The following is a 16,509-nucleotide window of genomic DNA, read 5'->3' on the forward strand; positions in this document are numbered from 1 at the left end:
CTCACCGCAGCAGGAAGCTGATCGTGATCGCGGCCGCGCAGGCCAGCGTCACCACCACCAGTGTCGCCGCGTCCGAGCCCTTGAAACGTGCCTCGGTGGCGGTGATCATGCCGGTGCCCCCGCGTGCGGTGATGGCCTCACCCATCTCGTCCGCGCGCCTGATGGCCACCGACATCACCGTGGTCACGATGTCGACCAGCGAATTGTCCGACGCACTGTTGACCACGGGTTTCGGTCGCAGCCGTCGGGCGGCGTTGAGGGTGCGCATCTCCTCGATGAGCAGCGGAAGCGACCGCAGGCTGAGCGCCACGGCGATCGCCCACTCGTCGACCGGCAGCTTCAGCTTCTTCAGCGGTGCACCGAGTTTCGACACCGCCGGAGCGATGTCGCTCATCGACGTCGTCCACCCGATCATCATCGATGCGCCGAGCAGAACGAACACGAACAGCGTGGCACGGAAGTACAGCAGAACCGCTGCGCCGCCGATGGGCAGATTGATCAGTGCTCCGACGCCGAAGAGCGCCCAGATCCACCACGGTGGCCGAGGTAGAGCCGTGATCGGAATGTGGGCGATGACAGCCGCGACGATCAGCAGCGCGAACACGATGCCGAGGGCAGGCCACGTCGGGGCCACGACGAGGGTGATGCTGAGCAGCAACACCACGATGAGTTTGGTGCCCGCCCACAGTCGATGAATGGGTGAGAACCGCGGAACCTGGCGCAGTACGACGGTCGTCACGAATGCACGCTCCCATGAATCGAATCGGAGACGATGTGGCCGTCGGCCATCGTGATGGTTCGACTGCAGACGGCGTCCATACCGTCCACGTCGTGCGAGATGACCACGATCGACACGCCGCGCTCACGCAGGCCGGCGAGGACGCCGATGATGTCGTCACGTCCGGGTGGGTCGAGTCCGGCCAGAGGCTCGTCGAGCACCAGGATGCGGGGTCGACGAGCGATCAGACCGGCCAGCACCACGCGTCGCATCTGTCCGCCGCTGAGCGAGTCGACGTCGCGTGCGGCCAGTGACCGGTCGAGGCCGACGGCATCCATCGCGGCCGACACTGTGGCAGAGCCGGTTTCGGGTCCCGCGGCCGCGGCGATGTCCTCGGAGACGGTCCGCCGCTGCAACTGCAGGCGCGAATGCTGAAAGGCCAACCCGACGTCGCCGACTCGCGACGTCATCGCCTTTTCGTCGAGCTGCGCGACGCCGGTGGTGGGCCCGGTCAGCCCGGCCATGATCCACGCCAAAGTCGACTTGCCCGAACCGTTTCCGCCGAGAACGAGAACTCCCTCGCCTCGCTTGACGGTGATGTCGACGCCGTTCAACGCCGATTGTGCCCACGGGGTGCGCCTGTTGTAGACGTGCCGCACGTCGCGTAGTTCGAGCAGGCGCGGGCTCGAATTGTCGTGCAGCACAGCAGTGTTGCCGGTCCTGGTCTGCATCCACAGAGTGTCGTGCTCCACCTGCATGCCCTCGTGTAAATGTACGACGCGATCAGCGGCAACAGTTTCCGAGACATGATGGGTGACGAGTACGACCGACATCCCGTGCCGACGGGGCAGTGCCGCGAGTAGCGAGACCAGATGCTCTCGGCCCGAGGCGTCGATCATGGCGGTTGCCTCGTCGGCAATCAGCAGAGCGGGGCGACGAGCCAGGGCCGCGGCGACGGCAAGTCGCTGCATCTCGCCGCCGGAGAGCGAGGCCGTGTCGCGAGCACCCATGCCGCCTAACCCCACCTCGTCGAGCAAGGCGTCGACGTCGGGGCGAGAGTCGCCGGGCGGCAGTCCCCATACGACGTCGTCGGCGACGCGGGTGCCGAGGATCTGACTTTCGGGTCGCTGCAACACCACTGCGGTGCCGCCGTACCGTCCGAGTCCGGTGGAGCCGGGACGAGTCACCGACCCCTCGGAGGGTTCACGGCCTGCGAGGATGCGCGTCAGCGTGGATTTGCCGGATCCGTTGTGGCCGACGATCGCGACGAATTCTCCCGGTTCGATGTGCAGGTCGATGCCGCTCAACGCTGCCGATCTGCTGCCGGGATACCGGTAGCCCACGGCGGTCAGGGTGACAGGCAGTGGCGCGATCTCGTCGTCGATGCCCGAGACGAACGGCTCCGGTGTGGGGATGGCCGAGAGGCGATCGAGGATGGCGGTGAGGATCAGCCACGCGAACAGAGTTCCGGTGACGATGCCGAATGCGATGGATCCGCCGACCCACCACCACCAGTTGTCGAGTACCGCTGTGCTGCTGCTGCGAATCACATCGGGGATGCCTTGCGGGGCGGATGCGCGCTCGAACAGACGAGAGATGCCTTCGATGGTGTTGCGGAGCGTCTCGAGAAACAGCTGCCGTAGCGGGACGAGGATCAGCAGCAACAGCACCGCGAGGGCTCCGAGTGCCGGTCCGACGATTGTCGACGTGACGAGCACGCCGAACAGGCCTTGCTTCCGGCGCTTCGCCCGGCCGACCAGACCGCCCAACAACGCCGCACTGGCCACGGTGAGCGCCGTCTGAGTGCCGGCCGTGACGAATCCTACGAGTGTGCCCGCTACCGCTGAGGTGACCAATGCTCGCGTGCGATAGCGCAGGGCCACCACCGACATGGGAATAGCAGCGACTACCTGCAGAATCGCTGCCATCGGCACCAGCACGCCGATCACCGTCAGCGCGACGGTGAAGCTGCTCATCACCGCAGCGGTCGCCAATTCTTGCGGACCGAGGGGCCCGGACTCGGGACGGTGGGCAGCGCTGACGGTCACCGCTCCAGTGTGCCAGCTCGACTGAGGCACACTGTCTGCGTGACTTCCGAGATCGCGACCCGCAGGCGACTTCATCCGGCATGGATCGTCGCCGCGGTGGCCTTCCTCGCTCTCGTCGGTGCGGCGGGGTTCCGGGCCGCACCGAGCGTGTTGATGGTGCCGCTGCAGGAAGAGTTCGGTTGGCCGCGGTCGATGCTGTCGCTGGCGGTGGGCGTCAACCTGGTGCTGTTCGGTCTGACGGCACCGTTCGCCGCGGCGTTGATGGAGCGTTTCGGGATCCGAGCTGTGACGTCGACGGCGTTGGTCGTCGTGGCCGCGGGCAGCGCTCTGAGTGTGTTCGTGACCCAGGCGTGGCAGTTGGTGTTGACGTGGGGCGTCATGATCGGGTTGGGCACCGGGTCGATGGCTCTGGTGTTCGCGGCGGTGGTGACGAATAGATGGTTCGTGCAGCGTCGCGGGCTCGTCTCGGGCGTGTTGACCGCGGGCAGCGCGACGGGGCAGTTGATCTTTCTGCCGTTGATCGCTCAGCTGGTCGACCGATCCGGTTGGCGCGCAGCGTCGTTCCTCATCGCCGGGGGCTCGCTGATCGTGGTGCCGTTCGTGTTGCGGTGGCTGCGCAACATGCCGACCGATGTCGGCGTGACTCCGTACGGCGCACCCGCCGACTACGTCCCGCCGGCGGCGGTGTCGACCGTGAACCCGGCGCGCGCAGCGGTACAGGCTCTACGCGACGCGAGCCGAGTACGAACCTTCTGGGCGTTGGTGCTCGGATTCGCGATCTGTGGCGCAACGACCAACGGGCTCATCGGAACTCACTTCATACCGTCGGCGCACGACCACGGAATGCACGAAACCACCGCAGCGGGTCTGCTGGCGGTGGTGGGAACCTTCGACATCGTCGGGACGATCGCATCGGGTTGGCTGACCGATCGAGTGAATCCGCGGTATCTGTTGGCAGCCTATTACGGCTTTCGCGGAATCTCGCTGCTGTTTCTGCCGTGGTTGCTGTCGGCGACCATCCAACCGTCGATTGTCATCTTCGTGGTGATCTACGGATTGGATTGGGTGGCAACGGTTCCGCCCACGATTGCACTGTGCCGAGAGGTGTTCGGCGACAAGGGTTCTCTGGTGTTCGGGTGGGTCTTCGCCTCACACCAGATCGGAGCGGGCATCGCATCCGTCGTCGCGGGCGTCGTGCGGGACGCCACCGGTGCGTACACGATGGCGTGGTTCGGCGCGGCCGGCCTGTGCGCGGTTGCTGCCGTCGTGAGCATCAGAACAGGAAAGCCCTCGTAGCGAGGGCTTTCCTGTTTCCGAAGTTCGGGTCAGCGGCTGCGCTGGCTCGTGGCCGGGCCTGCTGCGCGACGGCTGTGGCCGCCGCCACCGCTACGCGGCTGTCCACCGCTACGCGGCTGTCCACCACTGCGCGGCTGACCACCCGAGCGGGCCGGGCCGCCGCGTCGCGCGTTGTTGTTGCGCGGGGCTCCGGTGCGTGCCGGTGCCGGCTCTGCCTTCGGTGCAGGCTCGACGTAGCGGGCCTGCTCGCCGACGAGGTTCGCCACTGCAGGCGAGTCGGCGGTGACGCGGATCGGGGTGACCTTGATGTCGGCCTTGCGTAGCAGAACTGCGGTGTCCTTGCGCTGCTCGGGCAAGACGACGGTCACAACGTCGCCCGCGCTTCCGGCGCGTGCCGTGCGGCCGGAGCGGTGCAGGTACGCCTTGTGCTCGGCCGGGGGATCGACGTGGACGACCAGCTGAACGTCGTCGACGTGGACGCCGCGGGCTGCGACGTCGGTGGCGACGAGCACGCGGGCCTGGCCGGAGGAGAAGGCCGCGAGGTTGCGGTCACGTGCGGCCTGCGAGAGGTTGCCGTGCAGGTCGACGGACGGGATTCCGGCGTCGGTGAGCTGCTTGGCGAGCTTGCGGGCCTGGTGCTTGGTACGCATGAACAGGATGCGGCGTCCGGTGCCGGAGGCGAGCTGGTGAACCAGCTTCTTCTTGGCTTCGACGCCGTCGACCTCGAACACGCTGTGGGTCATGGCCTCGACGTGCGAGGTCGCCTCGTCGACGGAGTGCGTGATCTGGTTGTGCAGGAAGCGCTTGACCAGTTTGTCGACACCGTTGTCCAGCGTCGCCGAGAACAGCATGCGCTGACCCTTGTCAGGGGTGGCGGCGAGGATCCGGGTGACGACGGGCAAGAACCCGAGGTCCGCCATGTGGTCGGCCTCGTCGAGGACGGTGATCTGTACGCCGTCGAGGGTCAGGTGGCGCTGCTTCATGAGGTCTTCGAGGCGTCCGGGGCAGGCGACGACGATGTCGACACCCGACTTGAGTGCGGAGACCTGGCGAACCTGCGAGACACCACCGAAGATCGTCGTGACCTTCAACGAGTATGCGGCGGCGAGGGGTTCGATCGCGACGGCGATCTGGGTGGCGAGCTCACGCGTCGGCGCAAGGATCAGTCCGCGCGGGCGGCCGGGCTTGCGGTTGCCGGGGAGTTGGCCGGCGAGGCGCGCGACCATGGGGATGGAGAATGCGAGTGTCTTTCCGCTGCCGGTCTTTCCGCGTCCGAGTACGTCGCGTCCCTGCAGTGTGTCGGGGAGCGTGTCGGCCTGGATGGGGAAGGCCTCGGTCTTGCCCTGGCTCGCGAGTACGTCTGCGATGGCCTGGGGTACTCCGAGTGCAGCAAAAGTCTGTGGGGTCGTCATTGTGATGAAAAGTGCCTTTCGGGCAGGGTGTTGCACCTGCGGGCCTTAGGGCCGAGATGCAAGGTGGCGAGACTGCCGGTGGGCAGTTTCGATCGCCGTAAGAGAAGCCTGTGCGGGGTGCACATGGTGATTCGGGAGCATTCCACGACGTCTGACGTGCAGTTACGCGCGTCGATACCGAGTGTAACCGAGTGCGGACCCGATCTCTTCCCGCGGTCGACGGTCACGCGGCGTCGGAGCCGAACAGTCCGTCGATGTAGACGTTCTCCGCCGGCGAGCTGTAGAGCTCGACCACCGGCATCGGCGGCGCGCTCGAATCGTACGTGTGCCCGGTGGGTGAGATGAGCCTGTACCGATGTCGCGCGTTCCGTTTGTCTCGTAGTGCTTCGGCCGTCCAGCCTTCGCCTTCTTTCGCGTAATTGCATGCGGCACAAAGACCTGCGCCGTTTTCGGCGCTGGTCGCTCCGCCCGCCGTGTGCGCGATGATGTGGTCGTGGTGCCGGATGGGCGCGTCGCACCACGGGGTGCGGCACGTGCGATCGCGGAGATCGATGAGGCGTCCCAATGCGGTGGGAAATGCGCGGGATGTGGATTCGACGGCTGTCAATGCGCCGGTTTTCGGGTGGGCATAGAGGCGACGTAATGCGACGCGCGTCTCATTGCCCTGCGCATCGTCGAGTGCGTCGCGCACGAGTTGGCGTGCGACGTCCGACGGGATGTCGCCGTAGCCGTGCAGATATGCGGACGTGTCGCCACCGGCGAGCAGGGTCGAATCCGAGATGACGATGTCGACGGTGACCGGTGGACCCTGAGCGGCCGATGCGCCGGTGACTCGCTCGAACACCAGGTCGGCCATGATCTGGTCACGGCTGCGTGTGTCGCCACCTGCGTTGATGACGGTGTCGGCGTCGCGCCGCAGGGTCGCCCACATGCAGACGGTCTTCTCCATCGAGGTGAGCGCGGTGAAGAATCCCATCGATTCGGGTGCGGGGCGCGTACTGACTCGGCGTGCGGCGTATGCCTTTGCGCGTCGCTTGACCTGGGAGGCGGCGTCCAGTTCGTTGGCGAGTGCGCGGGCGCGACCTTCGATGGTGCGATTTCCTGCGCCGGCGAGGGTGGCGGGGTCTGCGCACAGGCGTTCATCGATGGTTCGGCGATCGTCGACGGTGAGGCACGCGGTTTCGCGGGCGAGAATCATGACGCGCCACTCGTTGAGTTCGCCGGCTTTCAGGCGGGCCAGGGTGTGTGGCATTTCGTGAACGAGCGCACGAGCAAGCCCGAGATGAGTGCCGCCGCGGTTGGGTGACTCGCGTCGGGCCAGACCGATCTGCGACGCAATTCCGGTGCGCCACTGCGCTTTCGGTTTGCCACGTTCACGACGTTCGGTGCTGATCACGGTTGCAACGGCATCGGTCACCACGGCTTGGGTCGCCACGCTGACGCATTTGACGGTTTCGAGAGCAGAGATGAGATCGATGCCCGCTGCTGCGTCGACAACTATGTCGGACGCCTGCAGACGCGCAACGAACCTCAACACCTCAGCGGATGTGAGCGGTGATTCTGGTATAGCTGTGACCACGAGTTCCTCCCCAGTACTCGAATGCATGTTCGAATGTACGCCGGTTTGGAGGGGAGGGCAATAGGGCGGGGTGTGAAATCTGAGAGTGCGCGCCGAAAAGCGATGCTGGTGCCCTCGGCAGGATTCGAACCTGCGACCTACCCTTTAGGAGAGGGTTGCTCTATCCCCTGAGCTACGAAGGCTGGTGATCGAACGAGTGCTCCAAAGTCCCTGTGCGGCAGGGTCTTTCGATCAGTCGAACAATCGGGTCGCGGGTGGGTCGCTGTCGTACTGCACAGCGGGCCCACATCGCGGTCGTCAGTCTAGCGGTCCGCACCGCAGATCGTGAAGCAGGTTCGCGCTGCTGGTCACCACACCGGTCAGTGATGTGATCAGTTTCAGGGCGGTGCGGTGCTGGTGGGCGGTGTAATCGGCGACCGATTCGATGCCGACGAAGCACTGAATGTCTCGGGCGAAAGCGTCGAACGTCGTCGCGAGAATTCCCGCCGAGGCGAAGACGCCCACGATGACCAGCTGGTCACGGCCTCGTCGGCGTAGTTCGACCTCGAGATCGGACGCGTAGAACGCGCTGTAGCTACGCTTCGCGATCGGAACGAAGTCCGGCTCGGCGACCGCCACGTCCTCGGCAGACGGGCCCAACCCCCACATCGGTCCCAGCAGCCCACGCTGCTCGATCGTGTCGGACGGCCGTGGCCCGCTCGCCAGAATTGGCACTCCGACGGACCTGGCGCGCGCGACCACCGCCGACGCTTCCTCAGCCACCCGCGCATGAACCGAGGAGTGCAGCACGTTCAGGTAGTACGGCTGCATGTCATGAACCAGAAGTGCCGCGCGCTCGGGCCGCAACTCCCACTCGGGACCACCCACACAGTCGCGCAGAGTCTCGACCGCGTACTTCTCTACTTCGACGCTGAATGTGGCCACGTCGGTCATCCTCGTACAAACGCGCGCGCATTTGCCAGACGCGCGCAGAGTCGTCAGCCGCTGGCTGTCTATTTCGCTCGCACCTGACGAACGCGCGCGCGTTTGCGAATCCCGAGGCCGAGAACCCGATCGCCTGTCACCGTCAGTCCGCCGCAATAGCATCCACGATGTTCAGGCGTGATGCGTGAACCGCAGGCGGAGCCGATCCCATTAGTGAGAGGCCCAACGCGACGAGTCCGTACAACAGCACCGTCCAACTGGCGTTGTACTGCACGGGAATTCCGATGCTGGCACCGAGGATCAGTGTGCTCAGGTATTGCAGGCCGGCACCGATGATCAGCCCCAGGATGCCGCCGACAATCCCCACGGACAGTGCCTCCGCCAACACCATGCGTGCCAGGGTTCCTCGGCCGCCGCCCATGGCGCGCAGTACTCCGAGTTCACGTCGACGTTCGAGTACCGACAGCGTCAATGTGTTCAGCAATGCGACGGCAGCGACCAGTGCGACGATCCACTGCAGTGCGATGGCCAGCGCACCGGATTGGCGGATGGCCGCGCTGGTGCCCTCGAGTGCCGCGGCGCCCGTGTACACGAATGCCTCGGGCGGCAGTGTCGATCGCAGCGAATCCTGCACGGCTGCAACGTCTCCGTCGACGGTGATCTCGAGGTACGTCGCACCCGGGCGGTCGTAGAAGCGCTGCATCGATTCCAGTGAGATCGCCATCGTTCCGCCGGCGGCGTTGATGTAGTCCACGAGATCGAGCACGCGTACGTTCTGCACCCCGGTCGGCGTCGGTAGATCGATGGCGTCTCCCGCCGTCACTCCCAGCGTCGTACCGAGCGCCTTCGAGAGCACCACCCCGTCGCCCGCGAGCAATCCGGCGCGTACGTCTGTGGGGAGCGAGGCCAGTGTCACCGCGTTGCTTCCGTCGGCGACGCCTTGGATGGAGACCAGCTCGTCGTCGATGGTCGCGTAGGCCCACTGCCCTTCGACGACGCGGGAGACGCCGGGTGTCGCCCGCACGGCCTCGTCGACGGCGGCGGGAACGATCGGGCCCGACGGTATGGCGTCGGGTGAGCTCATCGATACGTACAGGTCCGTGTCGGCGAGCGACGACAGTGACTCGGCGGCGGAGTCGGTCATGTTCGTCAACGAACCGGACACTCCCACACTGACTCCCACGGCGATGACGATGGTCATCACCGTCGCCCAGATGCGCCGCGGGGCGCGTTCGATCGTCGCGGTGGCGAGCCGTCCGGCACCACCCCATCGGCGGGGCACAGCGCCGGTGGCCCAGACGATCGGCCCGGTTCCGCCGACGCACAGTGCGACGACGCCGAACATGAACAGGGCACCGGCACCGAGGGTCAATTGCCCGTCCACGTTGACGGCGAACACGAACGATCCGGCGATGGCGAGCAGACCGAACACCGTGGCGGCCAACGTGAACGACAGTTTCGGACCACCGGTTGTTTCTCCGCCACCGACCGCCAATGCTTCGATCGGCGAGATGCGATACACCTGAACAGCAGCCAGAGCGGACGCGCCGACGCAGGCCAGCACGCAGGCCACGATCGCGACGGGAATGGCGAAGCTCGGCAACACGTATTCGATTCGCGCATCGAATGCTTGCGACAGGAACGGCGGCAGGCTCTCGATGGCAATGCGGCCCATGATGATTCCGAGAGGTACCCCGACGGCACCGCCGACGAGACCCACCAGTACCGACTCGAACAACAGGTCGCGGACGATGTCCGCGCGCCGACCGCCGACCGCTCGGAGCAGGGAGATGGTGGGGCGACGCTTGGCGATGGCCATGTTCATGACGTTGAACACCAGGAACGCCGCGACGACGAACGCGATGAGGGAGACCATCAGCGTCGCATTACGCGTCAGGCTCATGGCCTGATCGGCTCTGTCGGCCCGAAATTCCGGATTCATCACCGACACTCGGCCGGCCAACGCCGCGTCGAGGTCCGATCGCAGGTCGTCCCCGCCACCGAGAACGAAGATCGAATCGAGCTGACCCGGACGGTCGGTCAACGCCTGCGCGGTGGGCAGCAACGTGACCGCGAACATGCCCCCACCGATGCGCTGCGTACCAGGGCCGTCGATCACGCCCACTACCGCAGTGGGTCGGTCGGCGATCGTGACCGTGTCACCCTGCGTCAATCCCGTTGCTGCTCCGACCAATACGCCCGACGGGTCGGACAGCAGACCCGCTGCGTTGCCGACCGCACCCTGCAGATCGGACTGCAGTGCCGTGATCGATGAATCGACACCCAGTACCGTCAGCTCGCCGACATCGGATCGTACGATGCTGCGGAGCAGGGGTACCGCCGCATCGACGCCCGCAACACCGCGTACGGCGTCGAGTTCGTTCTGGTCGAATCCGGAATCGGTCACGCCGACCACTTCGTACTGCGCGTTGCCTGCGATCGACACCGCCAGACGTTCGACGGATCCGGTCAGCGACCCGTACGTGCCGAGGACGGCGATGAGCAAACCCGCGGCGACGGCCACGACTCCCGCCGAGACCAGCGAACGCACCCAGTGCATTCGGAGGTCTCGGAGGCTGATGACGCGAAATCTGCTGAGCGCGGTACCGATCACCGAGGTGTACCAGCGGTGTCGGTGTCGGTGTCGGTGTCGACGCGGCCGTCGATCATGCTGACGACGCGATCGGTCGACCGAGCCGCCTCGAGGTCGTGGGTTGCCATCACCACTGCCCGACGCCCCTCGCTGCCGTGGGCTACGTCGGCAAGAATCTCGAGGACGTTGTGGGAGGTCTTGGAATCGAGGTTGCCCGTCGGTTCGTCGGCGATCAGCAGCGCCGGGTCCATCATCAGGGCTCGGGCGATGGCGATACGTTGAATCTGGCCGCCCGACAGTTGCGCCGGGCGGTGTTCGGACCGCTGCGCCAGCCCCACCATGTCCAACAGCCGCATCGCGTCGGCTTTCGCCTTCTTGATGGGGGTTCCGTCCAGCAGCTTCGGAACGGCGACGTTCTCCCACGCCGACATGGTCGGCAGCAGGTTGAAGAACTGGAAGACGAAGCCCACCTGATGGCGTCGGAAATCGGACTGTGCGTTGTCGTCGAGGGTGGTGACCTCGACGTCGTTGAATCGGATGGACCCGGCCGTCGGGGTGTCCAGCGCGCCGAGCATGTGCAGCAGTGTCGACTTACCTGCTCCGGACGGCGCGACCAGCGACACGAACTGCCCACCGTCGATCGTGAGATCGATGCCGTCCAACGCACGGACCGGTTGTTCGCCGGTGGGGTACTCCTTGACCACGCCGGACAACTGGAGCTTCAACTTCGTCATGCATGATCCCCTGCTTCTCGAATACTTCCGACGCTACCTGCCGTCGGGTCGAGAAACCGGTCGGAGTTCTCAGATCACGCTGCGCCGCGCGAGGATTCGAGCCGTCTGGCCACCAGTGCCGCCTGGAGGTGGCGGATACCGGAGGGACGAGTCGGGTCGAACCCGGTCAGTTGTGCGATTCGCTTGAGGCGATAGTCGACGGTGTTGGTGTGCAGATGGAGTTGCCGGGCGGAGCGCTGACGGTTGAGGTCGTGCGAAATGTGGATCTCGAGGGTCTCGAGCAATTCGGGTGACGAATCGAGTGGCTCGAGGATCTGGGTGAGGTGGCGTCGACCCGGTCCGGGACGAGTGAGCTGGTACTCGAGCACCAGGTCGTCCATCCGGTACAACCCGGACGGGCGGTGCAGCTGATGAGCCAGGGACAGCAGTTCGTGGACCTGGTCTGCTGCGGTGGGAATGTCGGCTGTCGCAGCCTGCTCGGCGGTGGCGGTGACGGGGACCTCTGCGGCGGTACCGATGCGGTGCACCAGCGCCTCGACCCACTCGTCGTCGTGGACGCCGGGGATCAGGACGGTTCCGCCCTCGGTGCTGAGCAGCGACAGGGGAGTGCGTCCGCACACGGTGGCCAGTTCGGCCTGCACGCGACGCAGCTTGCGCCGTGCAGCCACCGTCTTCTGGATGTTGGGGTCGTTCTCGTCGGGGTGCGGCGGTACCGACAGTGCGAGCACGAGGTAACTGTCGGCGAGTTCGATGCCCGACTGGCGGGCCATCGAGACGGCGTTGTGTCCGCTCAGCAACGAGGTGACCAGCGTGTGCGCGGCTGTGTGATGCTCGCTCGCCACCGCCTGAAGCTCTTCGACGTAGCTCTTGCTGGCCGCGATCGAGACCTTCTCCGACAGCAGCACGAACATGCGCGCAGCCTCGATCAACTGGGCGGCGTCGCCTTCTCCTGCCCGCTTGGACACCAGATTCCAACCGATCTGAATGCCCTCGTGGTAGACGCTGAGGACGGACTCGAGCGGGACACCCTCACGAGCCCATTGACTGGCCTTGGCGCGCAGTTCGGCCAAGTCGGACTCGGCAGGTGCGCGTCGCTCGTCGAGCATCTGCACGGCGATGCTGATGCACTTGACGGTGAATTCGGTGACGTCTCCGTGGAGTTGTTCACCGGGAAGTGAACCGCAGGGAGTATTGGCGGCGAAGTGGCCTACCAGGAGGCGCGCCACTGCGCGAAAATCGCGAAGGGGAGCCGAAGCAGGCTGCCCTGCGACCATGATTTCGAGGCCAGTCGAGTTGTGAACGGTCACAGATCAACCCTTCGTGTTGGATTCTTCAGGTTTTGAGAGAGCTACCGTACTCACGCGTAGAAACGCGCTTCCTGTCGTGAATCTATACAACTTCAGCCGAAATGGCAGGTTTTTCAAACTTTGAGTTTGTTTCCTGGCCTCTAACAGGATCGATCATAGGTTGTTATCTACGTGTGATCCATGGTTTCGGCAAAACTCGTTGTGATTTATCTCGAGCGGGCCACGAGGGGCCTTGCGACTTGCCCTAAACAATGCAGAAGGCGGTCCCATCGCCTGCGCTACGCGCCTACTTTGATCTCGGATCGGTCCGGACGAGCGGGGTGAGAGGACGAGTATGCGCAGCGACATCGGGCAGTTCACGGTTCTACGGGAACTGCAGCCGACGATCGACGACAACCTCGCGCGCCACCGCTCGACAGCTGTCTCCTGGCAGCCCACGGATTTCGTCCGGACCGAGATGTACTGGGGAACGCGTACGTCACCGCTGACCGAAGCCGCCAAGGCGGCACTGGTCACCGATCTCCTCACCGAGCAGAACATTCCGCTGTATCGGTGCGAGGTCGCGGCGTCGGGCACCGGCTCGTGGCCTGCCTGGCTCGCCGAGTGGAGCGCCGAGCGCACCCGGCATGCTGCAGCCGTCACCGACTATCTGGTCGCCACGCGCAGTGTCGATCCGACGGCACTCGGTCGAGCTCGCGCACAGTGCAAGACGGTGGGATTCGACTCCCCGATGAACGGCGCTCACCTCCTTCGTTCTCTGGCGCAGGTGACCCTCGACGAAACGATCAGTAGCGTCTGCCATACGAATACCGCGCACCAGTGCCACGATCCGGTTGCCGATCGCTTGCTCGGCCGGATAGTCGGCGACCAGAAACTGCACGTCACCTTCTTTGCGAATCTGGTGTCGGCAGCGCTCGACGTCGCCCCCGCTCCGACCGTCACGGCAATCACCGAAGTAGTCATGAACGCGCAGTTGCCGGGTACCAACCTGCCCGGCTTCGGTCGGAGCGCCATGCTCATCGAGCGGGACGGGATCTTCGATCTTCGACGTCATCTCGACGAGGTGCTGCTGCCGACGCTCACGCGGTGGCGCGTCTTCGAGCGGACCGACCTGGGCGTCGGTGTCCGCAGCCGCGACCAATTGGCCGACTACCTGGTCCATCTCGACACCCGGGCCGCGGCAGCCGAGGCGAACCGCACCCGAACTCAGGGGTACGCAGACGCGCTGCGCGCCAGCTGACGTGAGTGCATCACGCCTCCGGTGACCGTTCATCGACTAGCCTGAACCCCTGTTCGTCATTCACCGAGCCAGCGGGCTCGGGGCTACTACCGGAGGCCGGCACGTGACAGGGCATCGACCGATCATCGTCGGCATCGACGGTTCCGCTGCGGCCGACAAGGCTGTGATCTGGGCGGCCCTGTGCGCTCGGCGACGGGATCGGCGGTTGCACATCGTGACGGCCGTCGACATGCCGGGCGTTGTCGATCTGAGCGAATTTGCAGGCGAGGCAACGGAATTCGTCGCCACTGCAAAGTCGCGGCTCGCGGCCGCGGAAACGCTGGCCGTGTCGGTCGTCGACGACCCGACGTTCGAGGTGACCTCGAGTGCCGTCGAGGGCGGCGTGATGGACGTACTCATCGGCGTATCGGCCCAAGCCGAGCTCTTGGTGATCGGAGCGAGCGAAACGGGCGCTGTCACACTCTCTCTGGCCGCCCACAGTGTGTCACCCGTCGCCGTCGTACGCGGCCGGGACATCGACGGCCGTCCCGTCGCCGAGGGCCCGGTCGTCGTCGGCGTGGACGGATCCGACGTCAATCAGGCAGCGGTCGAGTGGGCGTTCGTCGAGGCCTCGGCACGTGATGCACCGTTGATCGCGGTACACGTGTGGTCCGACGTGGATCTGACGCGCTCGTTCGGTCGCGCGCCCGCGGATTGGCAGGCCATCGCCGACACCGAGGAAGCGTTGCTGGCGGAAAGTCTCGCCGGGTGGCAAGAGCGATTCCCGGAGGTCGACGTCCAACGCGTCGTCGCCCAGGATCGCCCCGTTCGAGTGCTCAGCGGACTGTCCGAAACGGCAGCCGTGATCGTGGTGGGTAACCGGGGGCGCGGCGGATTCGGGGGAATGCTGCTGGGGTCGACGAGCTTCGCTCTGGTCAACACCGCAGATTGCCCGGTGTTGGTCGTCAGGAAAGCGGTCACATAGCGACGGTCAGCAAGAAGCTGACGTCTTCGAGCGCCTCGACGCTGTGCCGTGCGTCGGGGATGACGAGGAGATCGCCGGTCGAGCCCTTCCAGGTCTTCTCACCGCTGATCAGCTCCAACTTGCCGCTGAGGACGAGGACGGTCGACTCACCGCTGAGATCGTGTTCGGCCAGCTTGTTACCCGCGGCCAGCGCCACGACGGTCTGCCTCAATTTGCGACTGTGGCCGCCGTACACCGTCTGCGAACTGCGGCCACTCGACGCGCCGACTGCGAGCTTGAGTTGCTGACGGGCAAGTGCGGTGAGTGACTTCTTGTCCATAGCCGCCAGTATGACGCACCACCCGCAGCCGCGATGGGGGAATCATGAACGCGCTCAAACAGTTTGGGTAGGCTTCCCGTACTCCACATATCTGAACTGCCTACCGTCCACTCTGCTGGTGAGCCAGTCGCCCGTCTTCTTGATCCAATCGCCTTCCACCGTTGGCGCATCCGTATCGCCCGGTACCTCGACATCGATCTCGGTCACATGCAGGGTTGTGGCGAATGGCATTGCCGATCGGTAGATTTCACCGCCGCCGATGATCCACGCGGTCTCGCCTCCGGCCAGCGCCAGGGCTTCGTCCACCCCGCCGCAGGTCTCGGCGCCGGGTGCGTCGAACGAGCGATTGCGAGTGACCACAATATTGCGTCGGCCCGGGAGCGGTCGAAATCTTTCGGGCAGAGACTCCCAGGTTTTGCGTCCCATGATGACCGGATGGTTCATCGTCGCGGCTTTGAACCGGGCCATGTCCTCCGGTACTTCCCACGGAATCCTGCCGGCTTCGCCGATTTTGAGGTTGGAACTCTGCGCCCAGATCAGGCCGACCTCTCTCGATGCACTCACACCGCTACCGGGGCCTTGATTGCAGGGTGGTGCTGATAGTCGACGATCTCGACGTCGTCGAAGGTGTAGTCGAAGATCGAATCCCGCTGTGCCAGTTTCAGAGTCGGGTAGGGGTACGCCTCGCGGGAGAGCTGCTCGGCAACCTGGTCGCGGTGGTTGTCGTAGATGTGGCAGTCGCCCCCGGTCCACACGAACTCGCCGACGTCGAGGCCGGTCTGTGCGGCGACCATGTGGGTGAGCAGTGCGTAACTCGCGATGTTGAAGGGGACGCCGAGGAACATGTCTGCGCTGCGTTGATACAGCTGGCACGAGAGCTTGCCGTCGGCGACATAGAACTGGAAGAACGCATGGCACGGCGGCAGGGCCATCTGCGGGATTTCGCCGACGTTCCACGCCGAGACGATCATTCGCCGCGAATCCGGATCGGTCTTCAGAGTCTCGATGACCTGGCTGATCTGGTCGATGTGCTCGCCCGACGGGGTCGGCCACGAACGCCACTGCACTCCGTAGACGGGGCCGAGTTCGCCGTCCGGCGCTGCCCACTCGTCCCAGATGCTGACGCCGTGTTCCTGCAGCCACGTGACATTGGAGTCTCCGCGCAGAAACCACAGCAATTCGTAGACGATCGACTTGAGATGGACCTTCTTGGTGGTGATCAACGGGAAGCCCGCGGCCAGATCGAAGCGCATCTGATGCCCGAACAAGCTGGTCGTCCCGGTTCCCGTCCGGTCGGATTTGGCTGTACCGGTGTCGAGGATGCGGCGCAGCAGATCTTCGTACGGAGTCGGAACCATCACGACGGCTATCGTAG

The 16,509-nt window shown here is 65.1% G+C and carries 14 protein-coding genes and 1 tRNA gene; 3 read left to right on the forward strand and 12 right to left on the reverse strand.

Going from position 1 to position 16,509, the window contains the following annotated elements; genetic code table 11:
- Nucleotide 1: 1 nt before the first annotated feature.
- Together J1M81_RS21035 and J1M81_RS21040 are read right to left on the reverse strand one after the other, a co-directional pair.
- The gene (locus J1M81_RS21035; protein ID WP_094621639.1) at nucleotides 2-739 is read right to left on the reverse strand and encodes an energy-coupling factor transporter transmembrane protein EcfT; all 738 of its coding nucleotides are present in this window, start codon (nucleotides 737-739) and stop codon (nucleotides 2-4) included.
- Nucleotides 736-2,766, reverse strand: a complete 2,031-nt coding sequence (locus J1M81_RS21040; RefSeq protein WP_283348542.1) for a DUF2232 domain-containing protein — start codon at nucleotides 2,764-2,766, stop codon at nucleotides 736-738. Before J1M81_RS21040 ends, J1M81_RS21035 begins: the two co-directional genes overlap by 4 nt.
- A 39-nt stretch (nucleotides 2,767-2,805) precedes the next feature.
- Here J1M81_RS21040 and J1M81_RS21045 point away from each other — a divergent pair, with 39 nt between their 5' ends.
- A complete protein-coding gene (locus tag J1M81_RS21045) occupies nucleotides 2,806-4,062 on the forward strand; it encodes an MFS transporter (RefSeq protein WP_283348543.1) in 1,257 nt (418 codons plus the stop codon).
- A gap of 29 nt (nucleotides 4,063-4,091) precedes the next feature.
- Here the strand turns inward: J1M81_RS21045 and J1M81_RS21050 are convergent, their stop codons facing one another.
- The 7 genes from J1M81_RS21050 to J1M81_RS21080 form a co-directional block, all read right to left on the reverse strand.
- The gene (locus tag J1M81_RS21050; protein ID WP_027495978.1) at nucleotides 4,092-5,474 is read right to left on the reverse strand and encodes a DEAD/DEAH box helicase; all 1,383 of its coding nucleotides are present in this window, start codon (nucleotides 5,472-5,474) and stop codon (nucleotides 4,092-4,094) included.
- A 223-nt stretch (nucleotides 5,475-5,697) separates the two neighbouring features.
- Nucleotides 5,698-7,053, reverse strand: a complete 1,356-nt coding sequence (locus tag J1M81_RS21055; RefSeq protein ID WP_206498766.1) for an HNH endonuclease signature motif containing protein — start codon at nucleotides 7,051-7,053, stop codon at nucleotides 5,698-5,700.
- Nucleotides 7,054-7,159: 106 nt separating this feature from the next.
- A tRNA-Arg gene (locus tag J1M81_RS21060) sits at nucleotides 7,160-7,235 on the reverse strand.
- Between the two features lie 115 nt (nucleotides 7,236-7,350).
- The gene (locus J1M81_RS21065) at nucleotides 7,351-7,977 is read right to left on the reverse strand and encodes an isochorismatase family protein (RefSeq protein WP_206498767.1); all 627 of its coding nucleotides are present in this window, start codon (nucleotides 7,975-7,977) and stop codon (nucleotides 7,351-7,353) included.
- 142 nt (nucleotides 7,978-8,119) lie between these two features.
- Entirely contained in the window at nucleotides 8,120-10,591 is a 2,472-nt protein-coding gene (locus J1M81_RS21070) for an FtsX-like permease family protein (RefSeq protein WP_206498768.1), read from the reverse strand.
- Entirely contained in the window at nucleotides 10,588-11,304 is a 717-nt protein-coding gene (locus J1M81_RS21075; RefSeq protein ID WP_196250983.1) for an ABC transporter ATP-binding protein, read from the reverse strand. Before J1M81_RS21075 ends, J1M81_RS21070 begins: the two co-directional genes overlap by 4 nt.
- Before the next feature lie 74 nt (nucleotides 11,305-11,378).
- Entirely contained in the window at nucleotides 11,379-12,611 is a 1,233-nt protein-coding gene (locus tag J1M81_RS21080; protein ID WP_032399852.1) for a CdaR family transcriptional regulator, read from the reverse strand.
- 334 nt (nucleotides 12,612-12,945) lie between these two features.
- Between J1M81_RS21080 and J1M81_RS21085 the strand changes: the two genes are divergently transcribed.
- Both J1M81_RS21085 and J1M81_RS21090 read left to right on the forward strand, forming a co-directional pair.
- On the forward strand, nucleotides 12,946-13,851 hold the full coding sequence (locus J1M81_RS21085; protein ID WP_206498769.1) for an acyl-ACP desaturase: 906 nt from the start codon (nucleotides 12,946-12,948) through the stop codon (nucleotides 13,849-13,851).
- A gap of 103 nt (nucleotides 13,852-13,954) precedes the next feature.
- Complete coding sequence (locus J1M81_RS21090) at nucleotides 13,955-14,815, forward strand: universal stress protein (protein WP_032365951.1); 861 nt, start codon at nucleotides 13,955-13,957, stop codon at nucleotides 14,813-14,815.
- Here J1M81_RS21090 and J1M81_RS21095 read toward each other — a convergent pair.
- From J1M81_RS21095 to J1M81_RS21105, 3 genes are read right to left on the reverse strand one after another with little or no spacing between them, the layout of a single operon-like run.
- Nucleotides 14,808-15,134, reverse strand: a complete 327-nt coding sequence (locus J1M81_RS21095; RefSeq protein ID WP_027495987.1) for a cupin domain-containing protein — start codon at nucleotides 15,132-15,134, stop codon at nucleotides 14,808-14,810. The genes J1M81_RS21090 and J1M81_RS21095 overlap by 8 nt on opposite strands.
- 54 nt (nucleotides 15,135-15,188) lie before the next feature.
- Nucleotides 15,189-15,698: a dihydrofolate reductase gene (locus J1M81_RS21100; RefSeq protein ID WP_206498770.1), complete on the reverse strand. Its 510-nt coding sequence runs from the start codon at nucleotides 15,696-15,698 to the stop codon at nucleotides 15,189-15,191.
- Nucleotides 15,695-16,495: a thymidylate synthase gene (locus J1M81_RS21105; protein ID WP_283348544.1), complete on the reverse strand. Its 801-nt coding sequence runs from the start codon at nucleotides 16,493-16,495 to the stop codon at nucleotides 15,695-15,697. Before J1M81_RS21105 ends, J1M81_RS21100 begins: the two co-directional genes overlap by 4 nt.
- Nucleotides 16,496-16,509 lie beyond the last annotated feature (14 nt).

The sequence above is a fragment of the Rhodococcus sp. KRD175 genome (assembly GCF_017168275.1).
In the GTDB taxonomy this organism is placed as follows: Bacteria; Actinomycetota; Actinomycetes; order Mycobacteriales; family Mycobacteriaceae; genus Rhodococcoides; species Rhodococcoides fascians.